This window comes from Collinsella sp. AM28-11LB, assembly GCF_003469895.1.
Lineage (GTDB): Bacteria > Actinomycetota > Coriobacteriia > Coriobacteriales > Coriobacteriaceae > Collinsella.
Map to the genome: position 1 here is coordinate 29834 of NZ_QSKJ01000012.1, position 25862 is coordinate 55695.

21 protein-coding genes are annotated in these 25862 nt (G+C 59.8%); all 21 read right to left on the minus strand.

Features of this window, described 5'->3' with window-relative positions; all coding sequences use genetic code 11:
* On the minus strand, positions 1-837 hold the full coding sequence (locus DW732_RS08685; protein WP_117734953.1) for a phosphate ABC transporter substrate-binding protein: 837 nt from the start codon (positions 835-837) through the stop codon (positions 1-3).
* The gene (locus tag DW732_RS08690) at positions 834-1634 is read right to left on the minus strand and encodes a polyphenol oxidase family protein (RefSeq protein ID WP_118099311.1); all 801 of its coding nucleotides are present in this window, start codon (positions 1632-1634) and stop codon (positions 834-836) included. Before DW732_RS08690 ends, DW732_RS08685 begins: the two co-directional genes overlap by 4 nt.
* Before the next feature lie 209 nt (positions 1635-1843).
* Positions 1844-2998: a cell division protein FtsZ gene (ftsZ, locus tag DW732_RS08695; RefSeq protein WP_117734951.1), complete on the minus strand. Its 1155-nt coding sequence runs from the start codon at positions 2996-2998 to the stop codon at positions 1844-1846.
* Positions 2999-3197: 199 nt separating this feature from the next.
* Positions 3198-4454: a cell division protein FtsQ/DivIB gene (locus DW732_RS08700; protein ID WP_233539422.1), complete on the minus strand. Its 1257-nt coding sequence runs from the start codon at positions 4452-4454 to the stop codon at positions 3198-3200.
* Positions 4411-5322, minus strand: a complete 912-nt coding sequence (murB, locus tag DW732_RS08705; RefSeq protein WP_006234257.1) for a UDP-N-acetylmuramate dehydrogenase — start codon at positions 5320-5322, stop codon at positions 4411-4413. The genes DW732_RS08700 and murB overlap by 44 nt, the downstream gene beginning before the upstream one ends.
* 5 nt (positions 5323-5327) lie before the next feature.
* Positions 5328-6746 carry a UDP-N-acetylmuramate--L-alanine ligase gene (gene murC / locus DW732_RS08710; protein WP_117734949.1) on the minus strand — a complete coding sequence of 473 codons (1419 nt, stop codon included), beginning with the start codon at positions 6744-6746 and terminating at the stop codon, positions 5328-5330.
* A gap of 97 nt (positions 6747-6843) precedes the next feature.
* On the minus strand, positions 6844-7959 hold the full coding sequence (gene murG / locus DW732_RS08715; RefSeq protein ID WP_117734948.1) for an undecaprenyldiphospho-muramoylpentapeptide beta-N-acetylglucosaminyltransferase: 1116 nt from the start codon (positions 7957-7959) through the stop codon (positions 6844-6846).
* Positions 7949-9442: a putative lipid II flippase FtsW gene (ftsW, locus tag DW732_RS08720; protein WP_118099312.1), complete on the minus strand. Its 1494-nt coding sequence runs from the start codon at positions 9440-9442 to the stop codon at positions 7949-7951. Before ftsW ends, murG begins: the two co-directional genes overlap by 11 nt.
* Positions 9443-9478: 36 nt before the next feature.
* On the minus strand, positions 9479-10885 hold the full coding sequence (murD, locus tag DW732_RS08725) for a UDP-N-acetylmuramoyl-L-alanine--D-glutamate ligase (protein WP_118099313.1): 1407 nt from the start codon (positions 10883-10885) through the stop codon (positions 9479-9481).
* A 9-nt stretch (positions 10886-10894) separates the two neighbouring features.
* Positions 10895-11914 carry a phospho-N-acetylmuramoyl-pentapeptide-transferase gene (gene mraY, locus DW732_RS08730; protein WP_118099314.1) on the minus strand — a complete coding sequence of 340 codons (1020 nt, stop codon included), beginning with the start codon at positions 11912-11914 and terminating at the stop codon, positions 10895-10897.
* Positions 11915-11917: 3 nt separating this feature from the next.
* Complete coding sequence (gene murF, locus DW732_RS08735) at positions 11918-13342, minus strand: UDP-N-acetylmuramoyl-tripeptide--D-alanyl-D-alanine ligase (RefSeq protein WP_118099315.1); 1425 nt, start codon at positions 13340-13342, stop codon at positions 11918-11920.
* A 127-nt stretch (positions 13343-13469) separates the two neighbouring features.
* The gene (locus tag DW732_RS08740) at positions 13470-15092 is read right to left on the minus strand and encodes a penicillin-binding protein 2 (RefSeq protein WP_118099316.1); all 1623 of its coding nucleotides are present in this window, start codon (positions 15090-15092) and stop codon (positions 13470-13472) included.
* A gap of 260 nt (positions 15093-15352) precedes the next feature.
* On the minus strand, positions 15353-15823 hold the full coding sequence (locus DW732_RS08745) for a hypothetical protein (RefSeq protein ID WP_118099317.1): 471 nt from the start codon (positions 15821-15823) through the stop codon (positions 15353-15355).
* A gap of 90 nt (positions 15824-15913) precedes the next feature.
* Positions 15914-16879, minus strand: coding sequence for a 16S rRNA (cytosine(1402)-N(4))-methyltransferase RsmH (gene rsmH / locus DW732_RS08750; protein ID WP_006234266.1), 966 nt, complete (start codon positions 16877-16879; stop codon positions 15914-15916).
* Positions 16880-16899: 20 nt separating this feature from the next.
* Entirely contained in the window at positions 16900-17334 is a 435-nt protein-coding gene (locus DW732_RS08755) for a division/cell wall cluster transcriptional repressor MraZ (RefSeq protein ID WP_006234269.1), read from the minus strand.
* A gap of 462 nt (positions 17335-17796) precedes the next feature.
* Complete coding sequence (gene xerD / locus DW732_RS08760; RefSeq protein ID WP_199569027.1) at positions 17797-18738, minus strand: site-specific tyrosine recombinase XerD; 942 nt, start codon at positions 18736-18738, stop codon at positions 17797-17799.
* A 2-nt stretch (positions 18739-18740) separates the two neighbouring features.
* Complete coding sequence (locus DW732_RS08765) at positions 18741-20402, minus strand: CTP synthase (RefSeq protein WP_117734941.1); 1662 nt, start codon at positions 20400-20402, stop codon at positions 18741-18743.
* A 178-nt stretch (positions 20403-20580) separates the two neighbouring features.
* Positions 20581-20919: a hypothetical protein gene (locus DW732_RS08770; RefSeq protein WP_117734940.1), complete on the minus strand. Its 339-nt coding sequence runs from the start codon at positions 20917-20919 to the stop codon at positions 20581-20583.
* Between the two features lie 212 nt (positions 20920-21131).
* Positions 21132-22613 (minus strand): DUF1846 domain-containing protein, encoded by a 1482-nt coding sequence (locus DW732_RS08775; protein ID WP_118099318.1) that lies wholly within the window; start codon positions 22611-22613, stop codon positions 21132-21134.
* A gap of 477 nt (positions 22614-23090) precedes the next feature.
* Entirely contained in the window at positions 23091-24578 is a 1488-nt protein-coding gene (locus DW732_RS08780) for a YfcC family protein (RefSeq protein ID WP_369831392.1), read from the minus strand.
* Positions 24579-24716: 138 nt separating this feature from the next.
* Entirely contained in the window at positions 24717-25712 is a 996-nt protein-coding gene (argF, locus tag DW732_RS08785; protein ID WP_006234279.1) for an ornithine carbamoyltransferase, read from the minus strand.
* Positions 25713-25862 lie beyond the last annotated feature (150 nt).

Here is a 25862-nt window from a genome sequence, read left to right on the forward strand (position 1 = left end):
CTACTCACTCCCCTTCTCGTCGTTGGTGACGGGGATAAAGCCCGCCTCGCGAATCTGCTTGTCCATCTTTTCGGACGTCACGTAGTCGATGTAATCCTGCGCCTGCTGCGAAGGCGCACCCTTCACAAAGAAGTACAGGTCACGCGAGATGGGATAGCCGCCGCTCGCGACCGTCTTCTCGGACGCCTCAACATGATTGACCGAGGCGGCCTTGACCGAGGTCTTGGCGTTGAGGCTATCGACGAAGCCCAGCGAAATGTAGCCAATGGCACCGCGCGAACGAGATACCACGTCGCGCACCTGACCCGTGCCCGAAAGAACGGCCGAGCGACGATCGAACGGGGTGCCGTCCATCACGATGGTGCGAAAGGCCTCACGCGTGCCAGACGCCTCATCTCGGTTGATGACCTGAATCTTCAGGTCCTCTCCGCCGACTTCCTTCCAGTTGGTGATCTTGCCGGCGTAAATATCGCGGAGCTGCCCGGTCGAGAGGTTATCGACCGGGTTATCGTCATTCACGATGACCGCGATGCCGTCGTGCGCGATCACAATCGGGGTCAGGCCCAGATCCTGCTCGTCGGCATTGAGGCCGCGAGATGAGCTGGCGATATCGGCCGTGCCGTTGCTGACGGCCTCGATGCCCGCAGAGGAGCCCAGACCGGAGACAAGTACGTCGATGCCGGTCTCTTCCTTAAAGCCCTCGGCCGCAATCTCGGCAATGGGTAGGCAGGTGGTCGAGCCGGCGACGGTAATGGAAGAAGTAGAAGATCCCGAAGAACAGGCGCACAGCGTAAGCGTAAGCACAGCGGCGCTCAGGACCGATACGATCTTTCTCATAGCATCACGCCGATCGCAGCATGGCGCCCACAGGTGCCGTTCTCGTTACGGTAGGAAAAAAAGCGGTCGTTCTGACGCACAGTCGAAAGCTTGGTATCCACGATATTATCCGCGTCGACACCGACATCTACCAGCGCCTCGCAAATGGCAGCGGAAAGATCGAGCATGCGAGAGATGCTCGCATCGATGCACGAGAACTCGGTGGCAAAGCGATCCATGAGTTCCTGGGACACCTCATATTCGTCACCCAAGATATGGGGACCGATATAGGCGGAAACGTCGCTCGCATCGCAGCCGGCAGCATCGCAAAGCGCCTGGCACGCCTTGGCGGAAATACGTGCAATCGTGCCCTTCCAACCGGAGTGCACCACGGCAAATCCGCCGGGAGCCACCAGCACCACGGGAACGCAGTCGGCAAAGCAGAGCAGCACGGGCACGTTATGCGCCGTACAGACGATGGCATCGCAGCCCTCGGCAATCTGCTCGCGAACGTCCTCAAGGTCATCGGCGCCGTTCGAGGTCACCGCAACGATATGGTCACCATGGATCTGATTGGGAACGAGCAGGTTGTGCTCGCACTCGGCGGCACCCATAGCCTCGAGCGCGCGACGACGATTTTCTTGAACAGCAAAGGGATCATCGCCAACATGCGAGCCCAAGTTGAGTGAGGAGTACGCATCTTCGGAAACACCACCGACGCGCTCGGTGAAGGCAAAGCGAACATAGGATGTCGCGCCCTCCACCAACGTAACTCCATCATGGTCGACACGCGAAACTTTGTCCGCACGTGCTGCCATACCAAAGCCTCCTAATAACACAAGTACGCGGCATCGCCGCTACAGCCCGCGTTTATACGGCTGTCATACTTCCTTAAAAGGATACCTGCTGCACTGGAGGCAATCGTAAAGGGAACGTAAAGAGATTGGAGGTTCTAGTTTACAAAGTCGAAATAAAAAGGGCGCATCCATACGGACACGCCCCTGTGCACAACAATGCAAAGAACGACTTAGAAGCTACCGCGCTTCAGGAAGTCGGGAAGCTCGAACTGATCGTTGCCGAAGTTAGGAAGCTCGGTGCCACCGACGTTGCGGGTCGGAGCGGCCTGAGCCGGGCTGGCGGCAGGAGCGGTGCGCTGCGGCTCAGCGGAGGCAGCGACCTTGCTCTGAGACTGCTGAGCAGCAAAGAGCTCGTCCTGACGGTTGACGTTGGAGTCGGAGAAGCCCGTAGCGATGACGGTGATACGCACCTGATCGCCCAGGGACTCGTCGACAACGGTACCGAAGATGATGTTAGCCTCGGGGTCGACGGCGTTGGCGACAACGTCGGCGGCGTCGCTGATCTCCTGGATGCCCAGGTCCTTGGAACCGGCGATGGAGAGCAGCACGCGCGTGGCGCCATCGATGGAGCTCTCGAGTAGCGGGCTGGAGATGGCCTGCTGGGCAGCGTCGACGGCACGGGTATCCCCAGAAGAGGTACCAATACCCATCATGGCGGTACCGGCCTGCTTCATGATGGTCTTAACATCGGCGAAGTCCAGGTTGATGATACCGGGGACGGTGATGAGGTCGGTGATGCCCTGGGTGCCCTGGGAAAGGACGCCATCGGCAATCGCGAAGGCCTCGAGCATGGTGGTCTTCTTCTCGGCGATGTCGAGCAGCTTATCGTTAGGAATGACGATCATGGTGTCGACGCAATCGGAGAGGGTCTTGATGCCCTCCTCGGCGCTCTTCTTGCGCTTGCGGCCCTCGAAGGTGAAGGGCTTGGTCACGACGGCGACGGTCAGTGCGCCGACCTCGTTCATCGCGATATCGGCAACGATGGGAGCAGCACCGGTACCGGTGCCACCGCCCTCGCCGCAGGTGATGAACACCATGTCGGCGCCAGCGAGCGCCTCGGCAATGTCGTCGCGGGACTCATCGGCAGCCTTGCGGCCAACCTCGGGGTTGGCGCCGGCGCCCAGGCCGCGGGTAAGGTCGGTGCCGATGTGCACCTTGATATCGGCATCAGAGATCGCGAGTGCCTGAGCATCGGTGTTGATGGCAACAAACTCGACGCCGCGGATGCCCTCTTCGATCATTCGATTGACCGCGTTGGTACCGCCGCCGCCGACGCCGACCACCTTAATGACGGCAAGGTAGTTGTTGATCTCTGTCTCGTGCATGTCGGTCCTCCGAACAAAGGTTATAGCCATAGCATGGGTCGACCCCTGCGCACATTAACCTTCAGGTTGAAAGTAAATGCAAAGGTAAACCGTATTATGTTTGCACATTATGAACGTATCAGTCAAATAATTGACCGTGAAAACCAAACAAACCAGATAAACGGCGTGGTATGGCCCCTCAACAAAGCATCAACCAGCGCTACGAGGTCGGAGCGTTCCTAAATGTGTAGTTGCCCGGAGAGCGCACATTGATATACGTTACGCCCTCTACCTGCGAAAGCAACTTAGTGACTACGCGTTCTTTCTTGGCGATATCGTCCGAATCGCCCAGCGACACCTCAATGCCGTTATTGAGGTTTGCCGAGATGGCTTCGACCGAAGGCGTGGAAATATCCTTGACTTGTCCCAAGAACTCGCTCGAAAAACCACGCACATAATCCAAGCCAGCCTTAACGGCCTTGGAGCTCACCGCCTGGCCGGAAACCGGAGCGACATCCGCCGAGACATCAGTCAGCAACACCGCGCCATAGTGTTTAGCGAGCGCCAGTGCGGCATCAATGCCGGTCAGGGTATTTGAGCCCTGCCCTGTCGTGATGACGTTGCCCTGGTCGTCCACTTCGACCGACGTCGACAGCGGGGCGATCCAGGTGTCATCATCACCGATGGCCCAGGCAAGGTCATCGGAGCTGATATATGCAATTGCGATGACCTTGCGCTCCATCGGCGTAATGATGAGCGTATGCGGGAACTGACGCTGGACATCCACGCCCGAGACCCACGGGTTCTGCTTGAGGTCCTCGGTAATCTGGTCGGGATCGACGTTAAAAAGCGACGTTCCCTCGGGCAAATCGATCAGCTGGACAGCATCGTGCTTCGTCACATGCTCGCTGCCTTGAATCTGAATATCAGTGGCGGTAAACAATCCAGAGTTGATCACCACGATGGCAACGACGACGAGCACGGCCAAGACGGCCAGAACGCCGCCCAGGATTTTGCCTTTGCCTGCAACGACAGAAGCGGCGTCTGATGTTTTATTTGCCATCGCCCCAAGTGAAGACAACGGGTTGACGCCTTTTTTACCCGAAGGCTTCTCGGCGGTAGCCGACACCGATGTCAGCGAGCGCGGTTTCGATGCGCCTAGCATGCGACCCGGACGCGCCGCTTTAGTTCCCGTCGAGGGCTTAGGAGCTGCCATGGGACGGGCAGGCTTGGCGCCCATAACAGGCTTTGACGTCACCGAGGGACGCGAGGACTTTTTTGCGGCCGGACGATTACCGAGCTGCGAGCCGACGACCGGACGACTGGTCTGTCGAGCATGCCCGACAGACTTAGAGTGCGCGACGGTATTGCGTTGAGGTTTGGCAGGCGCGCCGGAACGCCCTCCGGCGCGGCGGAAGGTGGGTTTCGATGCTCTAGAAGCCGAGGAATTTAACTTCCGGTCTGAGCTCGATGCCATACGCCTCCCTCACCTTTCCGTGCACATGTCTGATAACCGCGGCAACGTCATCGGCCGAGGCAGTTCCGTTATTAACGATAAAATTAGCGTGAACGGGCGAAACTTCCGCGCCGCCAATCGAAAAACCCTTTAATCCACAATCCTCGATAAGCTTGCCCACACTCGCATCGGGCGGGTTGCGAAAGACCGACCCGCAGGATGCGCGACCCATGGGCTGTGTACGCTTGCGCCTCGTCAGGTACCGCTCCATGCGCTCGCGAATGTCGGCCTTGGGCGCCGGTTTAAGCTTGAGCACGCACTCGAGGATAATCTCATTGCGGGGAAGGCTACATTCGCGGTAGCCCCAAGTGATCTCGGACCCCGCATAATGCTTGATACCGGATGCCGGGTCAAACGTTACGACATCCTCGACCAGCGAGCCAATCCACTCGGTCCGTGTGCCGGCATTCATAGATATCGCACCGCCGACCGAACCAGGGATGCCAACGGCAAACTCAAGGCCCGAGAGGCTACGCGACAGGGCATCGTTGACCAGGCGCGCAAACATCACGCCCGCACCGACCGTCAGCGTACAGCCGTCATCGGCAACAACCGTGCGCTGAAACTCACGTCCGAGCGAAATGACGGCACCGCGATAACCACCATCGGCAACCAGCAGATTGGAGCCCTTGCCGATGATGACCCACGGCACCTGCTCGCGATCGAGCACCGCCACGGCGCGGCGGAGGGCATGATAGCTATGGCACGTCACGAAGAGGTCGGCCTTGCCGCCGATACGATAGCTCGTATGACGCGCAAGGCGCTCGTCCTCGATCACATCCGTGTCGATCATGCCCGAGAGCGCCATGACGGCGTTAAACAGACCCATTTGACTTAAGCGTCTTTCTTGGCAGTCAGATACTCGATGAACTCGGGACCGACGGTCGTAACGTCACCGGCACCCATGGTGAGCAGCAGGTCGCCCTCGCCCACCATCTGCTCGAGCTCCTGATTGAGCTCAAGACGGCTGGAGCAGTACACGACCTCCTTGCCAGGATGCTTGGCGCGCACGGTATCGGCGAGCATCTTAGAGGTGACACCCGGAATGGGCATCTCGCCAGCCGAGAACACATCGATCAGCAGCAGTTTATCGGCATTGGCAAATGCATCGGCAAAGTCGTCGCACAGGGCCTGCAGGCGCGAATAGCGGTGCGGCTGGAATACGACGTCGACGTGCTTGTAGCCCAGCGACGAAGCGGCAGCAAGCGTCGCCTTGATCTCAGTGGGGTGATGGCCGTAATCATCGACCACGGTGATGCCATCGATATCGCCCACGTGGGTAAAACGACGGCGGACGCCCTCAAAGCTCGAGAGCGCCTTGGCGGCGGCGTCGATGTCAAGGCCCAGGACATGGGCGACGGTGAGCACCGCCGTGGCGTTGAGCATGTTGTGGCGACCGGGATTGCTCTTGATCTCCACAGCGTGCTCAGTGCCGTCCTCAAAGCGAACGATAAAGTCACTCTGGATGCCCTTGACATCCGGATGCACGCAGACGACATCGTTGCTCTCGGCAAAGCCGTAGGAAAGCACGTGACGGCCCGTCGACTTGGCGAGCTCGACCAGATGCGGATCCTCACCGCAGACGATGACGGTGCCGTCCTCGCCCACCAGGCTCATGAATTTGGCGAAAGTTGCCTCGATCTCCTCGATACCCGAGTAGTGATCGAGGTGGTCGGCCTCGACGTTGGTCACAATGACCACGTTGGGGTTCAGGAACAGGAAGGAGCTGTCGGACTCGTCGGCCTCGGCGACAAAGTAGTCGCCCGAGCCGTTCTTGCCGTTCGTGTCATAGCCCTCGACGATGCCGCCGATCAAGAAGCTCGGATCCAGGCCCATGCGGTCGAGCATGGTGGCGCACATCGAAGACGTGGTGGTCTTGCCATGCGTGCCGGCAACAGCGACGGTGGTGTAGCCGTGGCCCAAAGCAGAGAGCATCTTGGCACGGGGCCACACGGGAATACCAAGCTCGCGAGCGCGCACAAGTTCAGGGTTGGACTCCGGAATAGCGGTGGAGACAACAACCACGTCGGGCTTGACCTCGTCGATCGTGGCGGCCTCATGGCCCACATGCACCTTCACGCCAGCGCGGGTAAGCTGGCGGATATAACGTGACGTCTTAAGGTCAGAGCCGGTAACGGCATAACCGCGCTCGTGCAGAACGAGGGCGATGCCGCTCATGCCGGCGCCGCCGATACCGATAAAGTGGGCGCTCTTAAACTTGGGCGCGGAGGTTGCAGTCTGGGAATCAGCCATGTGCTCGTGTACTCCTTGCGTAAACACTGCCTGTAACCCGTTAACTGTACCGCACCTACCGCATCAGCGCGAGGGCGACCGACGATATCCCGTCTAACTAACGCAAACCCTCTACCGCATCCGCCAGAAGAGCGGCGGCCCTATCCTGAGCCAGACCACGCGCCGCCTGACGCATGGCGTCGCGCGCCGACGCATCATCGACCAGGTGCAGCAGCTCATCGGCAAAGGCAGAACCGTCGATATCGGCATCGGCGCAAAGTACGCCGGCCCCGGCGTCGACCAGATAACGGGCATTGGTGGTTTGGTGGTCGGCCGTCGCATGCGGATACGGCACGAGCACCGAGGGCACGGCAAGCGCAGCGATCTCGGCCACGCTCGATGCGCCCGAACGCGAGAGCGCCAAATCGGCAGAAGCCAGCATATCGCCCATGTTGTCGATGTAAGGCTGGACGCGGTAACGCTTCGCTTCCTCGGGCGTCAGCGCCAAAGCGCGCTCGGTCTCCTCAAAGCCGTCGGCACCCGTCGAATGCAACACATAGAGGTTCTTGCGCGAAAGCAGCTCGTTTTTGAGCGAAACCACGCGCTCGTTGAGGTGCTGGGCGCCAAGTGAACCGCCAAAGACGAGCAGCAGCGTAGCGTCCTCGGGAACGCCAAGTGCCTTGCGGCCGCGAGCGCGATCGCCCTCGATCACCGAGCGACGTACGGGGTTGCCGGTCATGAGCACATGGTCAGGGTCGCCTTCGCGCTCAAAGACCGCGCGCGCTGCCGGCACCGAGATGCACACGCGGGCGGCGTGGGAGTTCATCATCTTGTTGGCCAGGCCCGGAACAGAGTTCTGCTCATGCAGCAGATACGGAACGCCCGCGCCCTTGCACCACCCCAGCAGCGGAACCTCGACATAGGCACCAAAACCGATGCCGGCATCGGGCTTGCCGACCTTTGAGAAATAACTGGCGAGCGCACGCTTGGCCTTGTTGACACGCCACAGCGAGGTCAGCGCCGTCCAAGGACGGGAGCGGTCGAAGCCCGTGACCGTAATGGGCACAAAATCAAACCCGGCCTCGGGGACCAGACGACCCTCGAGCTTGCGCGACTGGCCCACGAACACAACGTAGTGACCACGGTCACGCAGCTCTTCGGCCAAGGCGAGCGCAGGGTTGATGTGTCCTGCCGTGCCGCCGGCTGCAATAGCAACGGTCATCTTATCGGTCATGGTAGTCCCTTCGTACACGCGGTCCCTGGTCGTCGGTGCGCAGACGCGCCGACGGGTCCGAGTTCAAATCGATTCGATTATATCCGCCGCCCGCGTTGCGAGGGCTGGGGCGCTGCGGACGACCTTGCGGAGCCGTTCGCGGGCGTGGACGGGCTACCGGCTCGGATGCAGAACCATCCAGAACGGTAAAGCCGCTACGCGAAGGTCGTTCACCGCGCACATGGGCAACGCCGGCGGTGCTCTCGTCCATAACGGCAAAGCTCTCACGGCGGCGGTCATGTTCATCGCGGCGGGCGCTCTCGTACGAAACGCGCAGGATCAACCCGGCGAGCATAAGCGACACAATAATCGACGAGCCGCCGTAGCTAATAAACGGCAGCGGTTTGCCCGTCATGGGAAACACATTGAGAATGCCCAGCGCGTTGATCAAAAACTGCACCGCAAGGATGACCGCGGAGCCAGACGCCATAAGCGCTCCGCGACGGTCGGTCGCCTGCTCGGCAATGCGAAACGCCGAGTAGATCAGCATCGCAAACACCAAGAAGAACAGCACGGTTCCGACAAAACCGGCCTCCTCGCCAACGATGGCCAGGATGTAGTCGTTGTGCGCCTCGGGCAGATACGAGTACTTCATGGTTGAGTTGCCGATGCCACGGCCGAACAGGCCGCCCGAGGCAAAGGCCATGATGGCAAGCGTGGCCTGATAGCCGTCACCATACTCGTCGGCCCAAGGGTTCAAGGCAACCTGAATACGCACCATACGGTACGGCTCTGCAACAAGCGCAATCACGATCACGAGAATGCCGAAGATTATCACGCCGAGGATGAATTTGGGGTCGAGACCCGCGAACAACGCCATGCACATGAGGGTCAACAGGATAATCAGGACGGTACCGAAATCGGGCTGGATAAAGATCAGAAAGAGCGAAATGCCCAGGTAGATGCCCATCTTGCGAAGGAATTCGTTGATGTTGCCACCGGACGAAAAGAAGCGGTCGAGCATGATGGCCGAATACGCGATGGCAAATGGCTTTAAAAACTCGGAAGGCTGGAACTGAATGCCGGCGATGTTGAGCCAGCGCGTGGCGCCACGGCTGCCGCTGCCCACCAAGAAAACCAGCAGAAGCAAGAGCATCATGCCGATAAGGAAGATCCTGAGCACATCCTCCCCAAACCAGCTGTCCGGCAAAACGCGCACGATGGCAATCAGCGCTAGAACACCGATCGCGGTAAACGCGGCCTGTCGACCCAAAAAAAACGTCGCCGAGCCATTCTCGTGCAGCGCCTCGACCGAAGATGCCGAGTACACCATCAGCAGGCCAAAGCACACCAAGGTAAACAGGCAGGCCATGAATATCAAACGGGGGCGCATGATACGGGCGGGAACGCCGGCAATATAGCGTTCGCTAAACGTCTGCCCGCCGCGACCGGAACGCGGATTGCTGCGCCACGAGGAAGCACGGTCCGAGTCGGGCCTCCTCATACCTTGTCGGGGGCTCTCCTCTCTCACCGGCAGCCCCTATTCCATTTGCGATTTCGCCGCAGCGGCAAGCTGGGCAACATAGTCCTTAAACACGCGGCCGCGCTCCTCATAGCCCGAGAACTCATCGAACGAAGAGCAGGCAGGAGAAAGTAAGATCACGTCGCCACGGCTCGACAGCGAGCGGGCAACGTCCACGGCGTCGCGTAGGTCATCCGCCTGGGCGATATCCACATCGCCATCGACATCGGCCTCGTCCATAGCGGCGGTGAAGCGCTCGCGTGCATCGCCAAAGCAGACGACCGAGCGTACGTTATCCATAACGACGCGCGCGAAGTCCGTGAGCGGCGTGCCCTTATCGTGGCCGCCGAGCAGCAAGATCACGTCGTCATCGGGAAATGCCGTCAGGGCCTTCTCGACCGCATCGGTGTTGGTCGCCTTGGAATCGTTGACGTAGCGCACGCCGTCAATCTCGCCACACGGCTCCACGCGGTGCTCGAGCGGCTGGAACGAGGCCAGGCCGCGGCAGACACCATCGACATCGGCACCGACTGCCAGGGCAGCCGTGGCAGCGCACAGGACATTGATAACATTGTGATGACCCGAGATCTTGAGCTCGGATGTAGCGATGAGCGGGGTCTCGACGCCCTTCAGGCGCACGACCATCTTGCCATCGCGCACAAAGGCGACATCCTCGCCCTCAGGCTCGTCAAAGGCAACCTTGCAGATGCGACGACCCGGCGTGTAGATGTACTCATCGAACTCGTGAATGCCGGCGTCTTCGACGTCGACAACCACCAGATCGTCATCGCCCATATTGTCAAACAGTTTGACCTTGGCAAGCGCGTAGTTCTTATGGCTCTTATGCCAGCCCAAGTGGTCTGGAGTGATGTTGAGCAGCACCGCCACGCGAGGGTGGAGCTCGGTGGTCGTAGCAATCTGATAGCTCGAGAGCTCAGCCACAAACCACTCGTTGTGGGCTCGGCCGTCAATCTCGTTGACCGGCGGCTCGCCGATGTTGCCGACAGCTACGCTGGCCTCGCCGGCAGCCTTGAGCAGATAATCAGTCAGCGACGTGGTGGTCGTCTTGCCGTTGGTGCCCGTAATGGCAATCCAGTTATCGGGCGACAGGCGATAGGCAAACTCGGGCTCACCCATAATCTGGGCGGCATGCTCGTGCCCGGTCTTAAAGAAGCCCGAGAACTCCGAGATGCCCGGGCACGTCACGCATACGTCATAGGCGCCCTCGACCTGTTCGGTCCCATAGACAAACGACGCACCGGCAGCCTCGAGCGCACGCGTGGCGTCATTGGGCTCAGACGTGCCGCCGCCATACACGGTAACGGCGCTTACGCGCTCGGGATGCGCCAGCGCCCAGCGGGCGACATCGAGACCGGATTTGCCCTGACCCAAAACGAGCAGGCTAAAGACATCAGCAAGAGGCATGAAAGACCACTATCCCAACTGGAAGAACAGAGCAAGGCCAACGGCACCAAAGGCCGCAGCGATAATCCAAAAACGGATGACGACCTTGGTCTCGGCCCAGCCCTTCTTTTCGAAATGATGATGGATGGGCGCCATAAGGAAGACGCGCTTGTGCGTAAAGTGGAAGTAGACAACCTGAATCATGACCGAAAGGGTCTCAACGATAAACAGGCCGCCGATGATGAGGGAGACGACCTCGGTGTTGGTCATGATGGACGTGCAGGCAAACGCGGCGCCTAGGGCAAGCGAGCCGGTATCGCCCATAAAGATGCTCGCCGGATAGCAGTTGAACCACAGAAAGCCCAAGCAGGCACCGGCACACGCGGTGCAGAAGATGGACAGGTTCACGTCTCCGTGCAAAAATGCCATGGCAGCCATGGCGAGCATGGCAATCATGGAGGTGCCGCCAGCAAGACCGTCAAGGCCATCGGTCAGGTTCACGGCATTAGAAAGACCGGCAATCATCAGCCAGCAAAAGACAATATAGAGCCACGGGAACGAATAGCCGCAGATGGTAGTCGAAAGTACGCAAAGGTCGATCGTCAACCCACCGGGAAAACGAATCTCAGGGGCGACGCCGCACCAGTTGACGGCAAGTACCGTAAAGGCGACACAGATAATGGTTAGGCCGATCATCTTGGCATGGGGCGTCAGACCGAGCGAGCGCCCATGCGTAACGGAGGTCAGGTCGTCGATCAGGCCCAGCACGCCGGTCGCCAGCGTGGCGAGGAGCACGAGCACGAGCTCGGTGGTGAGCTTGCCCATCAGCAGGCAGGTCAGCGAGATCGCGACGAGGATGACAACGCCACCCATGGTGGGCGTTCCCTGCTTAACCAAATGACGCTTGGGGCCGTCGGCACGAACCTGCTGGCCGATACCCTCGACCTTGAGCAGCTTGATCCACCACGGCATGAGCAGCAGCGCAACGGCGGCGGCGATGCCAAGCCCCAAAAAGGCCTGATACGTTGGATACGAGGGATTGCCGAACATGGGCTAGCACACACCTTCCACAAAGCGGTCGAGCTCAACAAAGCGGGAACCCTTGACCAGTACAACATCATGTTTTTCAAGCGCGCCGCCCATGCGGTCGAGCACCTGCTGATAATCGGAGAACACCTGGATGCGGTCCTCGTCCATGCCCATCATGCGCGCGGCATCGGCCATAAGCTGGGCCAGCTCACCACCCACGCACGCCAGCATGTCGAGCTTTTTGGCGGCGGCATAGGCGCCCACGAGCTCATGCATGCGAGGAGCCTCATCGCCCATCTCGCCCATCTCGCCCAGGATCGCCATGCGAGACCCCGTGCACGAAAGCGAGCACAGTAGATCGAGACCGGCAGCCATCGATTCGGCGCTAGCGTTATAGGAGTCATCGATGATGCGTGCACCGCTCTTGGCGCGCTTGATCTCCTGGCGGTGCCCGGTGATTGCGAGGCCCCTAAAGGCAGCATCGATCTGCTCGGACGTCACACCCAGGCGATAGGCAACCGCGGCGGCCTTAACGGCATTAGGAACGGACTGCACGCCGGGGATGGCAAGCATGGTATCGATCGTCTCGCCCTGGCCAAAATCGAGCGTAAAGACCGGACGGCCCTCGTCATCAACACGAATGTCGCGGGCACGGATCTCATCATCGTCCGAGACGCCGGCCAGCATCACGTCGATACCAGCGGGCTGGGCGAACGTATCGCGAATGAACGGCGTAAAGTCGTCCTCGCCGCCCAAAACCAGCAGCGGCAAATAGTCGCCGGCGGCGCACATGCCCTGGACAATCTCGGCCTTAGCGCGGGCGATGTTCTCGCGGCTGCCCAAAATACCGATATGAGAGGTACCGATCTTGCTCACAATGGCAAGGTTGGGATTGGCGGACTGGGACAGGCGCTCGATCTCGTGGAAATGGTTCATGCCCATCTCGAGCACCAGGACCTCGGTATCGGCCGGGGCGGAAAGCACCGTGAGCGGCATGCCGATCAGGTTATTGAAATTGCCCTTGGTGGCCCAGACACGATAGCGCTTGGCGAGCACAGCGGCGAGCACGTCCTTGGTCGTCGTCTTGCCGATGGAACCGGTAATACCAACGACCAGGCAGCCAAGCTCCAGGCGGTACGCGTGCGCCAAACGCAGCAGAAACTCCTCGGGATCATCGGTCAGCAGGATGGCACAGCCCTTGTCCTGCGCCAGCGAGACCAGCTCGGCCTCGGGCTCGCGCGTCATCACGACGGCGCCGGCACCCGACTGGACGGCACGGGAAGCAAAATCATTGCCGTCGACGTTTTCACCGGGAAAGGCGACGAAAATCGTCCCTTCCTCGACCTGGCGCGAGTCGATAACGCACCCGCGGCATACCCGATCGACTTCTCCCGTCACGGTTCGGGCCCCTGTTGCGGCCGCGAGGTTGTTGACGGCGATCTCTATCATTGCAGCTCCCCTGTAAACCTAATAATGCTATCGGCGTATTGTATCCCAGCGCAACGCATGCGTGGTGCAGGGCATGTGAACACCCCTCATATGGGACAACAAATCACGCCCCAAAGATTGTAACCCCCTACTTCGTGCGCGGGATACCCAGCACGTCGAGCGCGTTGGCCATAATGGACTGGAACGGCACCGCAGCGGCATCTGAGCCGCTCGGCGTTCCGTCGAGCGTGATATAGCACAGCACCTTGGGCGATTGCGCCGGCGCAAAGCCCATAAAGGACGACATGTAGTTCTCCTTGAGGTAGCCGCCGTTCTCGTCGGCACGTTCGGCCGTACCGGTCTTACCCGCCACGTCATAGCCGTCAACCGCGCCGCCAACGCCCGTTCCCTCGGACACGACCGTCTGCATGCACGATGTCACCTGCGATGCGGCGTCCTCCGAAATCGCGCGCTCGCCTTCGCCCCAGTCCTTCTCGTTGCCTTTGCTGGACTTATAGAAGTGCGGGGTCATCATCACGCCGCCGTTGGCGATTCCGCCCACGGCACGTGCGATCTCAATCGGCGAGACAGACAGCGCCTGCCCAAAGCTCATCGAGCCCAGCGTGGCGCCGTCATACTGGTCACGCTCCTTGACGATGCCCAGGCTCTCGCCCGGAAAATCGACACCCGAGCTGTGACCGATGCCCCACTTGTCCACATAGGCGGCAAAGTCGTCGGCACCGATTTTGCGCCCCACCAGGACAAAGCCCACGTTGGACGAACGGCGCATCATCTCGCGCACATCCATGGTCATGGCATAGTCACGCTTGTCGGCATCGGTGACGGTATCGTCGCCCACCTTGATACTCGCCGGCGCCTCAAACGACGTACTCGATCGCACTACGCCCAAGTCGAAGCCGGCGCCCGCCACGAGTGTCTTAAAGACCGAGCCGGGCTCGTAGGCGTCGGTTACCAGGCGCAGGTTCATATCCTCGGTCTTGGCGTTTTCCAAATCGGTCTGGTCGTAGGTCGGATACGAGCAGGCGGCGAGAATTTCTCCGGTCGTGGGGTCGGTGACCAAAGCCGAGCCGTTCTTGGCCTTTGTCTTCTCGACAGCCTCTGCCAGAGCGTCCTCAGCCGTACGCTGGATATTGACATCGAGCGTCGTCACGATATCAACGCCGTCGACCGCAGCCACCTTTTTATAGGCACCGCCCGCGATATAGCTGCCGTCCCTCGCGCGCTCGCGTACGAGAGAACCGTTCGTGCCGGTCAGAAGCTTGTTGTATTGCTTTTCGAGACCCGTCAAGCCGTCGTTGTCTACATTCACTACACCCAGCACCTGCGATGCCAGATTGCCGTATGGATATACGCGCTTCATGGCCTGCTCAAAAAGCACGCCGGGCAGGCTCTTCTTCTCCAGCGCCGCAGCATCGTCTTCGTCCACCTGGCGCTTGATATACACCCAGGTTCCATCGGACTCGACGAGCTTACGGCAGGTCTTTTTATCGATTCCAGTTGCCTTGACCAGCGCCGACACCGTCTTGTCAACATCCTCGACAAGCTGCGGGTTCACGGCGATGTTGCGACATTCGACCGACGACGCCAGCACGTTACCGTTGCGGTCGTAGATGGTGCCACGTTTGGCATAGAGGGTCTGCGCAAGCAGGCGCCGCGCATCGGCACGCTCGCGCAGTTTATCGGCTTCGACAATTTGATAGTCGGCAAGGCGAAAGACGCCCAAGCCCAAGCCAAGCCCAATGAATCCCATGACGGCTTTGCGGCGAGGCAGCGGCGTGCCTGTGAGCCATTCGGTCGACGAACTCTTGCGCGACCTGGTGTTATGCACTTGAGGGCCGCCCGAGCCGCGAAGTCGCGACGCCGGGTCGTTGCCACGGGACCGCCCGGCGTTGTAAGATTGCCGACCCGTTCCTTGATAACCAGAACGTCCCCGCGACGAGGGACGTCCAGAACCGCGGCCCCCATCGGAACCGCGGCGATAGTCATTTGTCATACTCAGCTACCGTCTTGCTACTGAGCGGTCGCGGTCGCGTTGGCGCCCGCGGCTGCATCCTGCGAAAAGTCAAGTGTAACGCTCTCGCTGGGCTCCACCATGCCATAAGCGCCCGCAAGGTCGCGAATGCGCGTGTCGGCGCCATAGACCGAATGCATGACCTCCAGGTCGGAGCTCTCGTCGGTCGCCTTTTCGAGCGTGTTGGTTAGCTCGGCGTTGCTGTTGAGCACCTGGGCCGTAACGCCGGCGAGCGCCACGCGGGCGACGCCGATCGTCATGAAGATAGCCGCAATGATGCAAAACGTTTTAAGAACGCTCATGAAAACCGGGCTTACCGCCTGGTTTGCCTGACGGCCCGCGCCCGTGTAGACATCAAAGCGCGGCGTGCGCTGCTCACGGGGAGCAACGGGGGCCCGCGGTGTCTCACGATAGGCGGGCATGGCGTTCATATCATAGGCAAGTGCTGCGCTTGAAGTGTTGTAGCCCATGATATGCCGCCTCCCATCCCGAGTACGTTGGTAGTGTGTTTAAGCTTCGTTTATGGTGCGAGCGGGAGGTCCAATATCGCGCGGTCGCGCCTACAGACGCTGCGCCACGCGGATTTTGGCTGATCTCGCCCGAGGGTTGCGCTCAACCTCATCAGGCTGGGCAACCAAGGGTTTGCGGGTGATGACCTTGAGTATCGGCACGTTGCCGCACACGCACACCGGAATCTCCGGCGGACACGTGCACCCCTGGCTCATCTCCTTAAAGTGGTTCTTTACGATACGGTCCTCGAGCGAGTGATACGAGATGACGCAGATACGTCCGCCCGGGTTGAGCCACCTGGTGGCGGCATCAAGCCCTCGTTCGAGCACATCGAGTTCGTGATTGACCTCGATGCGAATGGCCTGGAAACTTTTCTTGGCCGGGTGTCCGCCATGCCGACGAGCGGCAGCCGGGATACCCGCCTTGATGATCTCGACAAATTGGCCGGTGGTTTCGATCGGTTCTTGCTCGCGGCGGCGCACGATCTCGCGCGCGATCTGCGAGGCGAACTTCTCTTCGCCGTAGACGCGTAGAATCCGGGCGAGGTCGTGTTCGTTATAGGTGTTGATGACCTCAGCTGCGTTTAAGGTGTTATTACCCGGATCCATCCGCATGTCCAATGGGGCGTCCTCGTTATACGAAAAGCCCCTGCCAGGGATATCGAGTTGCGGTGACGAAACGCCCAAATCGAACAGGAAGCCATCGACCCCGGGCACCTCGGCCGAGCAAAGCAGCTCGTCCAAGTCACCGAAGTTGCCCTTCAGCAGCTGGTGCGGAACGCCGGGAACCTCGCGGTCCAGACGGGCGCCAGCGGCCTCGAGGGCCATGTCGTCCTGATCGACGCCGAGCAAAAGGCCCGTCTCCCCCACCTGCGCAGCCATCTTTACCGAATGGCCGGCACCGCCAAGGGTGCAATCGCAGACAACGGAGCCGCTCTTTAGCCGCAGCGACTCAAGCACTTCGCCGAGCATGACAGGTTCATGCCGATATTCTTGTGTCAAGATCCCACGCTCCATCCGTTACCCGTGCCTTGCCCTTACGAGAAGAAGAGGTCCAGCAGGGCCTCGTCGTCATCGTCCTCATCGGCCGCGGCGCGATCCCAAACCTCAAGGTGGTCGTAGTTGCCCACAACCGTGACCTCGCGGTCGAGGTTCGCCTGCTTGCGGAGAGACTCGGAAAGACCGATACGACCGGCGCTGTCCACGTCCATCGACGTGGTGCGCTTGTTGATCGCCCTCATGAGCTTCTGGTCGTTGATGTCGCGCGGGTTAAAACCCTCGTGGCCCTCACGACCCGCGAAGAGTCCTTCGACCCACTTATCGAAGGCCTCGGCAGAGAACACGTACAGAGCATCGACATCCAGGGCTTTGAACACGCGAACGTGCTCTCCAAGCTCCTCGCGAAGGGGTGCAGGCAGGGACAGACGGCCTTTTGCATCGAGATTGCGCTCGTATGCGCCAGTCATTCCCATGTGCGCCCTCCCCTCGGTTACTCAGATGGCACGTACGCGGGGAACCACCCCGCCTGTCGACGTCATTAATAATATGGGGAACCGCCCCATTTTTCAACACCTTTCCCCACCTCTTCCCCCACTCCGCCCCACCACTCCACCCACCATATATTGCAAAACACCCCCAATCATATGTTCGAAAACACAATATGTTGTGTTTACAGCAACGGCGGGATGCCACCTGTGGCACCCCGCCGTTCATCCTCAACCTTCAAGTTGACCTTGAGGCGATTTTTGCGTCCCTTTACATGCCGTTCACATCGCCCCCAAACTCCCCCACCCAAGGCACGTGCGGCCCACCACCGCGACGACATGTGGCGAAAAATAGAACGGGCCCCAGATTGCCCATGCACGCGCAAAAGCACGCCGCGGCAATCTGGGGCCCGTTCCCAAACACCTATTAATTTGCAGGTCAGCGATGTGCTAACGATGCGCCAGCGGATGCGCCGCCAGATAGACCTCGGTCAGTTGCGTACGATCGACATGCGTGTAGACCTGCGTGGTCGATATATCGGCATGTCCCAAGATCTCCTGTAGCACACGGAGGTCTGCGCCGCCAGCAAGCATATGGGTGGCAAAGGAGTGACGCAGCGTATGGGGATGGAGCCCCACCAGCCCCACCTGGCGCCCATAGCGCTCACAGATGGCATGGATGCCCTGGCGCGACAGACGGCGGCCGTTCTTATTTAAAAAGACCGCCGAGGTCTCGGTTCCGCGGGCATGGGCCGCCAAGCGAGAACGCCCCTCAGTTACATAGAGCGTCAGAGCTCGCGCCGCGCTTCCCACCAGCGGGGACAGGCGTTCCTTTGAGCCCTTACCGCGAACGAGCACAAAGCCATCGTCGATATGGATATCGCCCACATCGAGCCCCACCAACTCGCTCACACGCAAACCGCATCCGTAGAGCACTTCCAAGATGGCATGGTCGCGCAAGCCCATCTCGCCCTCGGGGAAGTCTTGATCGAGCAGCGCCGAGACATCCTCCACCGATAGATACTCCGGCAAACGCTCAGCCTTTTTAGGCAGGCGCAACGCCGCCGTTGGATTTTGGGCCACAGCCCCATCGCGCACCAAAAAGGCATGCAGGCCCTTCACTGCCGCAAGCGCACGCTCCACCGAGGCATCGGAATAGCCCCCATCGCGACGGTCGGCGACAAAGCCCTCCACGACCTGACGGGTCACCTCTTCAAAAGACACAATACCCGCCCGCTCCAGATAGGCGCAGTACGTCGTCAGGTCACGACGATAGGCCGCAATCGTGTTGCGCGCCAAACCCCGCTCGACCGCGAGGTAATCGAGATACTCCCCCGCCGCCACGGCGAGCGACGAGGGAGTAGCTCCGGTATGTTCTTTGTTCGCCGGCACCCTTAGTCCGTAGCGAGGTTCATGGGCGTCACCTGCAGGCGATCGACACCCTCGTGCCGACCGATCGAGGCACGCACGAACTCTCGGAACAGCGGCTGCGGGTTGGTCGGACGGCTCTTGAACTCGGGGTGAGCCTGGGTTGCCACATACCACGGATGCACATCGCGCGGCAGCTCGACCATCTCGACCAAGCGCTCGTCGGGCGAGAGGCCAGAGATAACCAAGCCGGCGTCCTCGAGCTGGTCGCGGAAGGCGTTGTTGAACTCAAAGCGGTGACGGTGACGCTCGTAGACGAGTTCCTCGCCATATGCCTCGCGAGCAAGGGTATCGGCGGCGAGCTTGCACGGATAGGCGCCCAGGCGCATGGTGCCGCCCTTCTCGGTCACGTCCTCCTGCGAGCTCATCAGATCGATGACGCTAAACGGGCCGTCCGGATCGAACTCAGAGGAGCTGGCGCCGGCAAGGCCGACGACGTTGCGGGCGAACTCGCACACGGCCACCTGCATACCCAGGCAAATGCCCAGATACGGAATCTTGTGCTCACGGGCAAACTCGGCCGCGAGGATCTTGCCCTCCAGGGCGCGCTTGCCAAAGCCGCCGGGGACCAGGATGCCCGAGGCGTCGCCCAAAACCTCGGAGACATTCTGCTCGTCGAGGCTCTCGCCGTCGACCAGCTGGACGTCCACATGGCGATCGTAGAAGACGCCCGCATGGTGCAGGGCCTCGATAACCGACAGGTACGCATCGGGCAGCTGCGTGTACTTACCCACGACGGCGATCTTCACCTTGTCGGCGTGATGGTTGGCGTGATTCTGTTTGCGCAGGAACTCGTTCCACTCGCTCATGTCGCGCTCACGCGGATCCAGACCCAGGCGCTCGCAAATGCGCAGGTCAAAGTCCTGCTCGGCGAGCAGCTGCGGAACATCGTAAATGCTCGCGCAGTCCTCGTTGGTAAAGACGCAGTCGGTGTCGACGTCACAGAAACTCGCGATCTTGCCGCGGATGGCATCGTCAATATGGTGATCGGAGCGTAGCACGATGATGTCGGGCTGGATACCAAAGCTGCGGAGCTCTTTGACGGAGTGCTGTGTGGGCTTGGTCTTGACCTCGTGGGCGGCGGCAATATAGGGAACGAGCGACACGTGGATGTAGCAGACGTTCTCGGGGCCGGCCTCCTTGCGGTACTGACGGATGGCCTCGACAAACGGTTGGGACTCGATGTCGCCGATCGTGCCGCCCAGCTCGGTGATGACTACATCGGAGCCGGTCTGCTCCTCGATGCGGCGAAACTTGTCCTTAATGGCATTGGTGACGTGAGGAATCACCTGCACGGTACCGCCCAAAAAGTCGCCGCGACGCTCGCGGGCGATTAGGCTTTTGTAGATGGCACCGGTCGTAAAGTTGGAATCGCGGGTCAGGTTCTCATCAATAAAGCGCTCGTAATGACCCAGGTCCAGGTCGGACTCGTAACCGTCCTCGGTAACGAAGACCTCACCATGCTGGAAGGGGCTCATGGTACCGGGGTCGACGTTCAGATACGGGTCGGCCTTTTGCATCGTTACTTTGTAGCCACGCGACTTGAGCAGACGGCCCAGCGAGGCCGCGGTAATACCCTTGCCCAGGGACGAAACCACACCACCGGTTACGAACACATGCTTGGTCATATTGAGTTACCTGCACTTCCCGTAGAAGTTGTTTATCCACATCTTACGGGTCTTCATTGTAATACTCGCGCCGCGGACCGTTCGCAATTTTTCTCGCGTGCGATTGCATTTCTCAGTCTTGAAACAAAACGCCGCCCGGTGTCCCAGGCAGCGTCGCTATGGCAAGGGTTACATGCTGCTATCGATCAGCAACCTCGTCCTCAAGCATTTCTTGAACGAGCATACCGGTACGGACGCCCTCAAGATACCACTCGCCACGTTCGGTGAGGCAAATGCCATTTGCAAGCTGACCGCCGTCATCGCTATAACGCGAGACGACATCAATCATGCCTTCGGAATCCAAGCGATCGATTGCGGCGCGGGCACGATACGGCGAAACCCCCACGCACTCGGCAAGCGTTTTGCGCGAGAAACCATACGGCCCGCCATTGTCTTCGGTTTGCCGGTCGATCTCCATCAACACCAGCACCTCGACACGCTTCATATCGTTGACACTCGCACGACCCTTGCCCGCCATAGCAGCCTCCTCAAACCGAGCACGAGCATTTAACGCGCCGTGCGCGACCGGCGTATCCCGCAAAGGATGTTACATCAGCGTTATTGTATACCGCTCAAATCACTTATAGGCAGGTAAACGGGCTATTTTTAACCCAAACAAAGGCAATGTTGATTAATTAAGCCGCATAGGGCATATACCCCATGCGGCCTAATCAGACCAATCGTCTCGTTTTAGCGGTGAAAGAATCCACGACGCTCGAATTTAGGCTCGCAGCACACATTGATGCCCAGCTTGCGCAGCACCGTCTCATCAGTCGGCGAGATGATAACGCTAAAGAAGGCGTCGCAGCCGCGGAGCTGCTCCAGGCCCGAAAGGACACGGGCGGCAGTCTCACTCGTAGCCGAGGTGATCGACAACGCCATGAGCGTCTCGTCGGTATGGAGGCGAGGGTTTTTGCTACCCAGGAAATGCGTCTTGAGCTTGCTGATGGGCTCGATCGCCTCGTCGCTGATGACTTCGAGCTCTAGGTCCACGCCCGAGACATGCTTGAGGGCGTTCATGATCAGCGAGCTCGCGGCACCCAGGCGCGTTGAGGTCTTACCGGTCACAACAGAACCGTCCGGCATGACCATGGCGCCCACGGGACCGCCCGTCAGTTGCTCTCTGGTGAGGGCAGCCGAGCGCGCCGGCGAATAGTTTTTATCGATGCCGGCCTTTTTCATGATGAGTTTGAGACGATCGACCTGTTCGTCGCCCACGCCGGTACGGCGCACGCTTTCAACCGCGGCAAAATAGCGGCGCACGATCTCCATCTTGGAGGCATCACGGCAGGCATCGTCGTCGGTAATGGCAAAGCCAACCATGTTGACGCCCATGTCCGTAGGGCTCTGATAGGGGCTCTCGCCCAGAATCTTTTCCATAAGGGCGCGAACAACCGGGAATGCCTCAACATCACGGTTGTAATTGACCGTGGTCTTGTTGTAAGCCTCAAGATGGAACGAATCGATGATGTTGGCATCGTCAAGGTCTGCCGTGGCGGCCTCGTAGGCGATATTGACCGGATGCGTCAGAGGAAGATTCCAGACCGGGAAGGTCTCGAACTTGGCATAGCCAGCGGCGGTACCGTGCTCATGCTCGTGATACAGCTGCGACAGGCAGGTGGCAAGCTTGCCCGAGCCAGGGCCGGGTGCCGTCACGACAACGAGCGGACGCGTGGTCTCGACAAACTCGTTCTTGCCGTAGCCTTCGTCAGAAACAATCAGATCGACATCGTGCGGATAGCCCTCGATGGGATAATGCAGCTTGGCGGGAATACCGAGCGCGTTCAGACGATTGCGGAAGACATCGGCAGCGGGCTGGCCGGCATACTGCGTGATTACCACGGCGGCAACGGCAAATCCATTCCCTCGGAACAGATCGACCAGGCGCAGGACGTCTTCATCATAGGTAATACCCAAGTCGCCACGGGCCTTGTTCTTCTCGATATGGTTCGCATTGATTGCAATGATGACCTCGACGTCATCGGCGATGCTCTTGAGCATGCGAAACTTGCTGTCCGGCTCAAAGCCCGGCAGCACGCGGCTGGCATGATAGTCATCGAACAGCTTGCCGCCAAACTCCAAATACAGCTTGCCGCCAAACTGCGAGATGCGCTCCTTAATATGAGCAGCCTGCAGCTCGATATACTTCGCATTGTCGAAACCCTGGCGCATGTATGGCTCCCGTCCCGTTTCCCAATTAAGTTCCTACGCGATTATAGCGAAGCCTGCCCTTCCCAAAGGCCAGGCCAACAACGGGCACCAACCAAACACGCCACCACGCAACCGTAAGGAACCCGGGTAGTCTATTTGGGACGGCACCACCTTGCACCAACAATAGAAACGTCGCAGGAAGATGCAACGTCAGCGAGCGCCGCCTAGAACGAACAAGTTGGCATGAAAAAGGCAAGGCATAGACCTTTTGGTCATGCCTTGCCTTTTGAATGACAAATTGTCGTTCTGGACGGCGCGCAGCGTCGACTGGTTGCGCGGTTCGTAGAGCCGCGCAACATAAGTGCGCCTCCCCCCGCGCACGGAACGGGAGGAGGCTAAAGGTAGGAGTCTACCGGTGGGGTTACCCCACCGGACAGACGATGACCAGGTGATCCTTTACAGGATCGTCATGGTTTCCGTGGGGTACCCAAGGGGTACTTAGAGCATCACGCAAGCGATGGTCAGGATGACGGCGCAGACGACGGAGAGAGCGACGATGAGCTTAAGAGCAAACTTGAGCCAGGTCGTCCACTCGATCTTGGCCAGGGCAAGACCGCCCATGATGGCGCCGGAGGTCGGGGTGAACAGGTTCACGACGCCGATGGCGGCGGAGAAGATCATGACCATGACCTCGGGCGAGAAGCCGAGCTTAACAGCCAGCGGTCCCATGATGGGCATGGAAACGGTGGCCATACCGGAGGTCGAGGGGATCAGGAAGGACAGGCCAAAGTAGACCAGGAAGCTCATGGGAGCGAAGATCACGCCGGACAGGCCAGCCAGAGCATTGGCGGCAGCGTCAAGGACGTAGACGTCGAGGCCGGTGCTAGCCATGAGGACGGAGATACCACGGGCGAGAGCGATGACGAGGACAACGGACATCATGTCGGCAGCGCCGGTGATGAAGGTGTTGACGATCTGCTTCTCGGACAGGCCACCAATGATACCGATCAGGATAGCCATGAGGAAGAACCAAGTGGAAGCCTCGTCGAAGTACCACTGGCCAATGGGCAGGCCGGTGATCAGGGCAGACCAGCCCTGAACGATGGCGTTACCGTCGGCGTCATAGACAGCGCCAGCATCGAAGAAGTTGGCGACGCCCTCGTTGAGGTCGGCCAGCGGGATGAAGCCGACGATCATGACGACGAAGGTGAAGGCAAAGGCGATCAGAACACCCTTCTGACGACCGGTGAGCTTGACCTCCTTGTTAACCTCGGAAGCAGCCTTGCCGTGAGCCTCTTCGGCGTCCTTGAGCTCCTGCATCGAAAGGATGGTGGAACCCTTGTCAGCCTTGACCTTCTTGGCATAGCTCATGACGAAGACGATGGACATGGCAGTGGTAACAATCCACAGGACGGCACCGAGGCCGATGATGATGGACTGGTTGACCTCAATGCCAACGCCGGTCAGAGCGTCGACGGCAGCGCCGACGGCGAACGGGTTAACCGTGGAGCCCAGGCAGCCGCAGCCAGCGCCGAGCAGGACGGTAGCAGCGCCGACCATGGGGTCGAAGCCAGCAGCCATCATGGTAGCGGCGAGCAGGGCGTAGAAGGGAACGGTCTCCTCGCACATACCATAGGTGGTACCACCGAGGGAGAAGATGAGCATCAGCACGGGAATGAGCATGATCTCGTTGCCCTTAAGCTTCTGCACCAGAACGGCAATGCCGTTGTCCAGGGCGCCGGTCTCGGTCATCATGCCGAGGAAGCCGCCGAGGATCATAACGAAGAGGCAGACGGGCAGAGCGTCAGCGAAGCCCTTGACCGGGGCGGTGCAGAAATCGCTCAGGCGGGCAGCGGTAACCGCGCCGCCGGACGTACCGGAGACGATAACGGTAACAACCGCGACAATTGCCAGCAGAGCAAGAAGAATGGTGAACGATGAAGGCATACCGCGCTTTTTCTTAGCGGTCTCAGTCATAGTTCTCATCCCCCCTTCATAAATCATTTACTGATCTCGCCCAAAGCGGCTCTTCCGTGCCGTGCATGTCGCTCGGTGCGAGATTTTTACCAGACAAAAGCGCTCGGGGTGCGCAGCAATGCACCCCGAGCGAGATGCTAGATGCTCTTACTTGAGCGTAGCGTACATGACAGCCTTGATGGTGTGCATGCGGTTCTCAGCCTCGTCGAAGACCTTGGAAGCGGGGCTCTCGAAGACCTCGTCGGTGACCTCCTGCTCGGTGATGCCGAACTGCTCGCACTTCTCGGCGCCAATCGTAGTGTTGGTGTCGTGGAAGCTGGGCAGGCAGTGCAGGAAGATGGCACCCGGGTTGGCCATAGCCATGACCTCGGAGGTGACACGATACGGGGTGAGCTGAGCGATGCGCTCGGCCCAGACCTCGTCGGGCTCGCCCATGGAGACCCACACGTCGGTGTAGATGACGTCGGCACCGGTGACGCCGTCCTTGACGTCGGTGGTCAGCTTGATGGTGCAGCCGTTGGCCTCGGCGATGGGCTTGCAGGCCTCGATGACGTCGTCAGCGGGCATGCACTCCTCGGGGCCGCAGGCCACGAAGTTCATGCCGAGCTTGGAGCAGACAACCATGAGGGAGCGAGCGACGTTGTTCTTGCAGTCACCCATGAAGACGAGGGTCTTGCCCTTGATGTCGTAGTTGAAGTTCTCCTGGACGGTCAGGATGTCGGCGAGCATCTGAGTGGGGTGCCACTCAGTGGTCAGGCCGTTCCACACGGGCACGCCGGACTTAGCGGCGAGCTCCTCGACGTCGTCCTGGGCAAAGCCACGGAACTCGATGCCGTCATACATGCGGCCGAGAACGCGGGCGGTGTCCTCGATGGACTCCTTCTTGCCCATCTGGGACGAACCGGGATCGAGATAGGTGACGCCCATGCCCAGATCCATGCCGCCGACCTCGAAGGCGCAGCGGGTACGAGTGGAGGTCTTCTGGAAGAGCAGGACGATGTTCTTGCCCTCGAGATAGCGGTGCGGAACGCCAGCGCGCTTCATATCCTTGAAGTTCTTGGAGAGCTTGAGCAGGTACTCGATCTCCTCGGTGGTGAGGTCGAGAAGCTTGAGGAAGCTACGGCCGGAGAGGTTAACACCCATGGTTCGTTTCCTTTCGAAGAAATGAATTCCTTAATTACTTACGTAATGCTACCCGTTTGACGGGCGAAACCGGTGCGGTTGTAGGGAGACCGCACCGGAAACGAAAAGACTTAGAGGTCCTCGCGCCAGAAGGGCATGCTCATGCAGCGC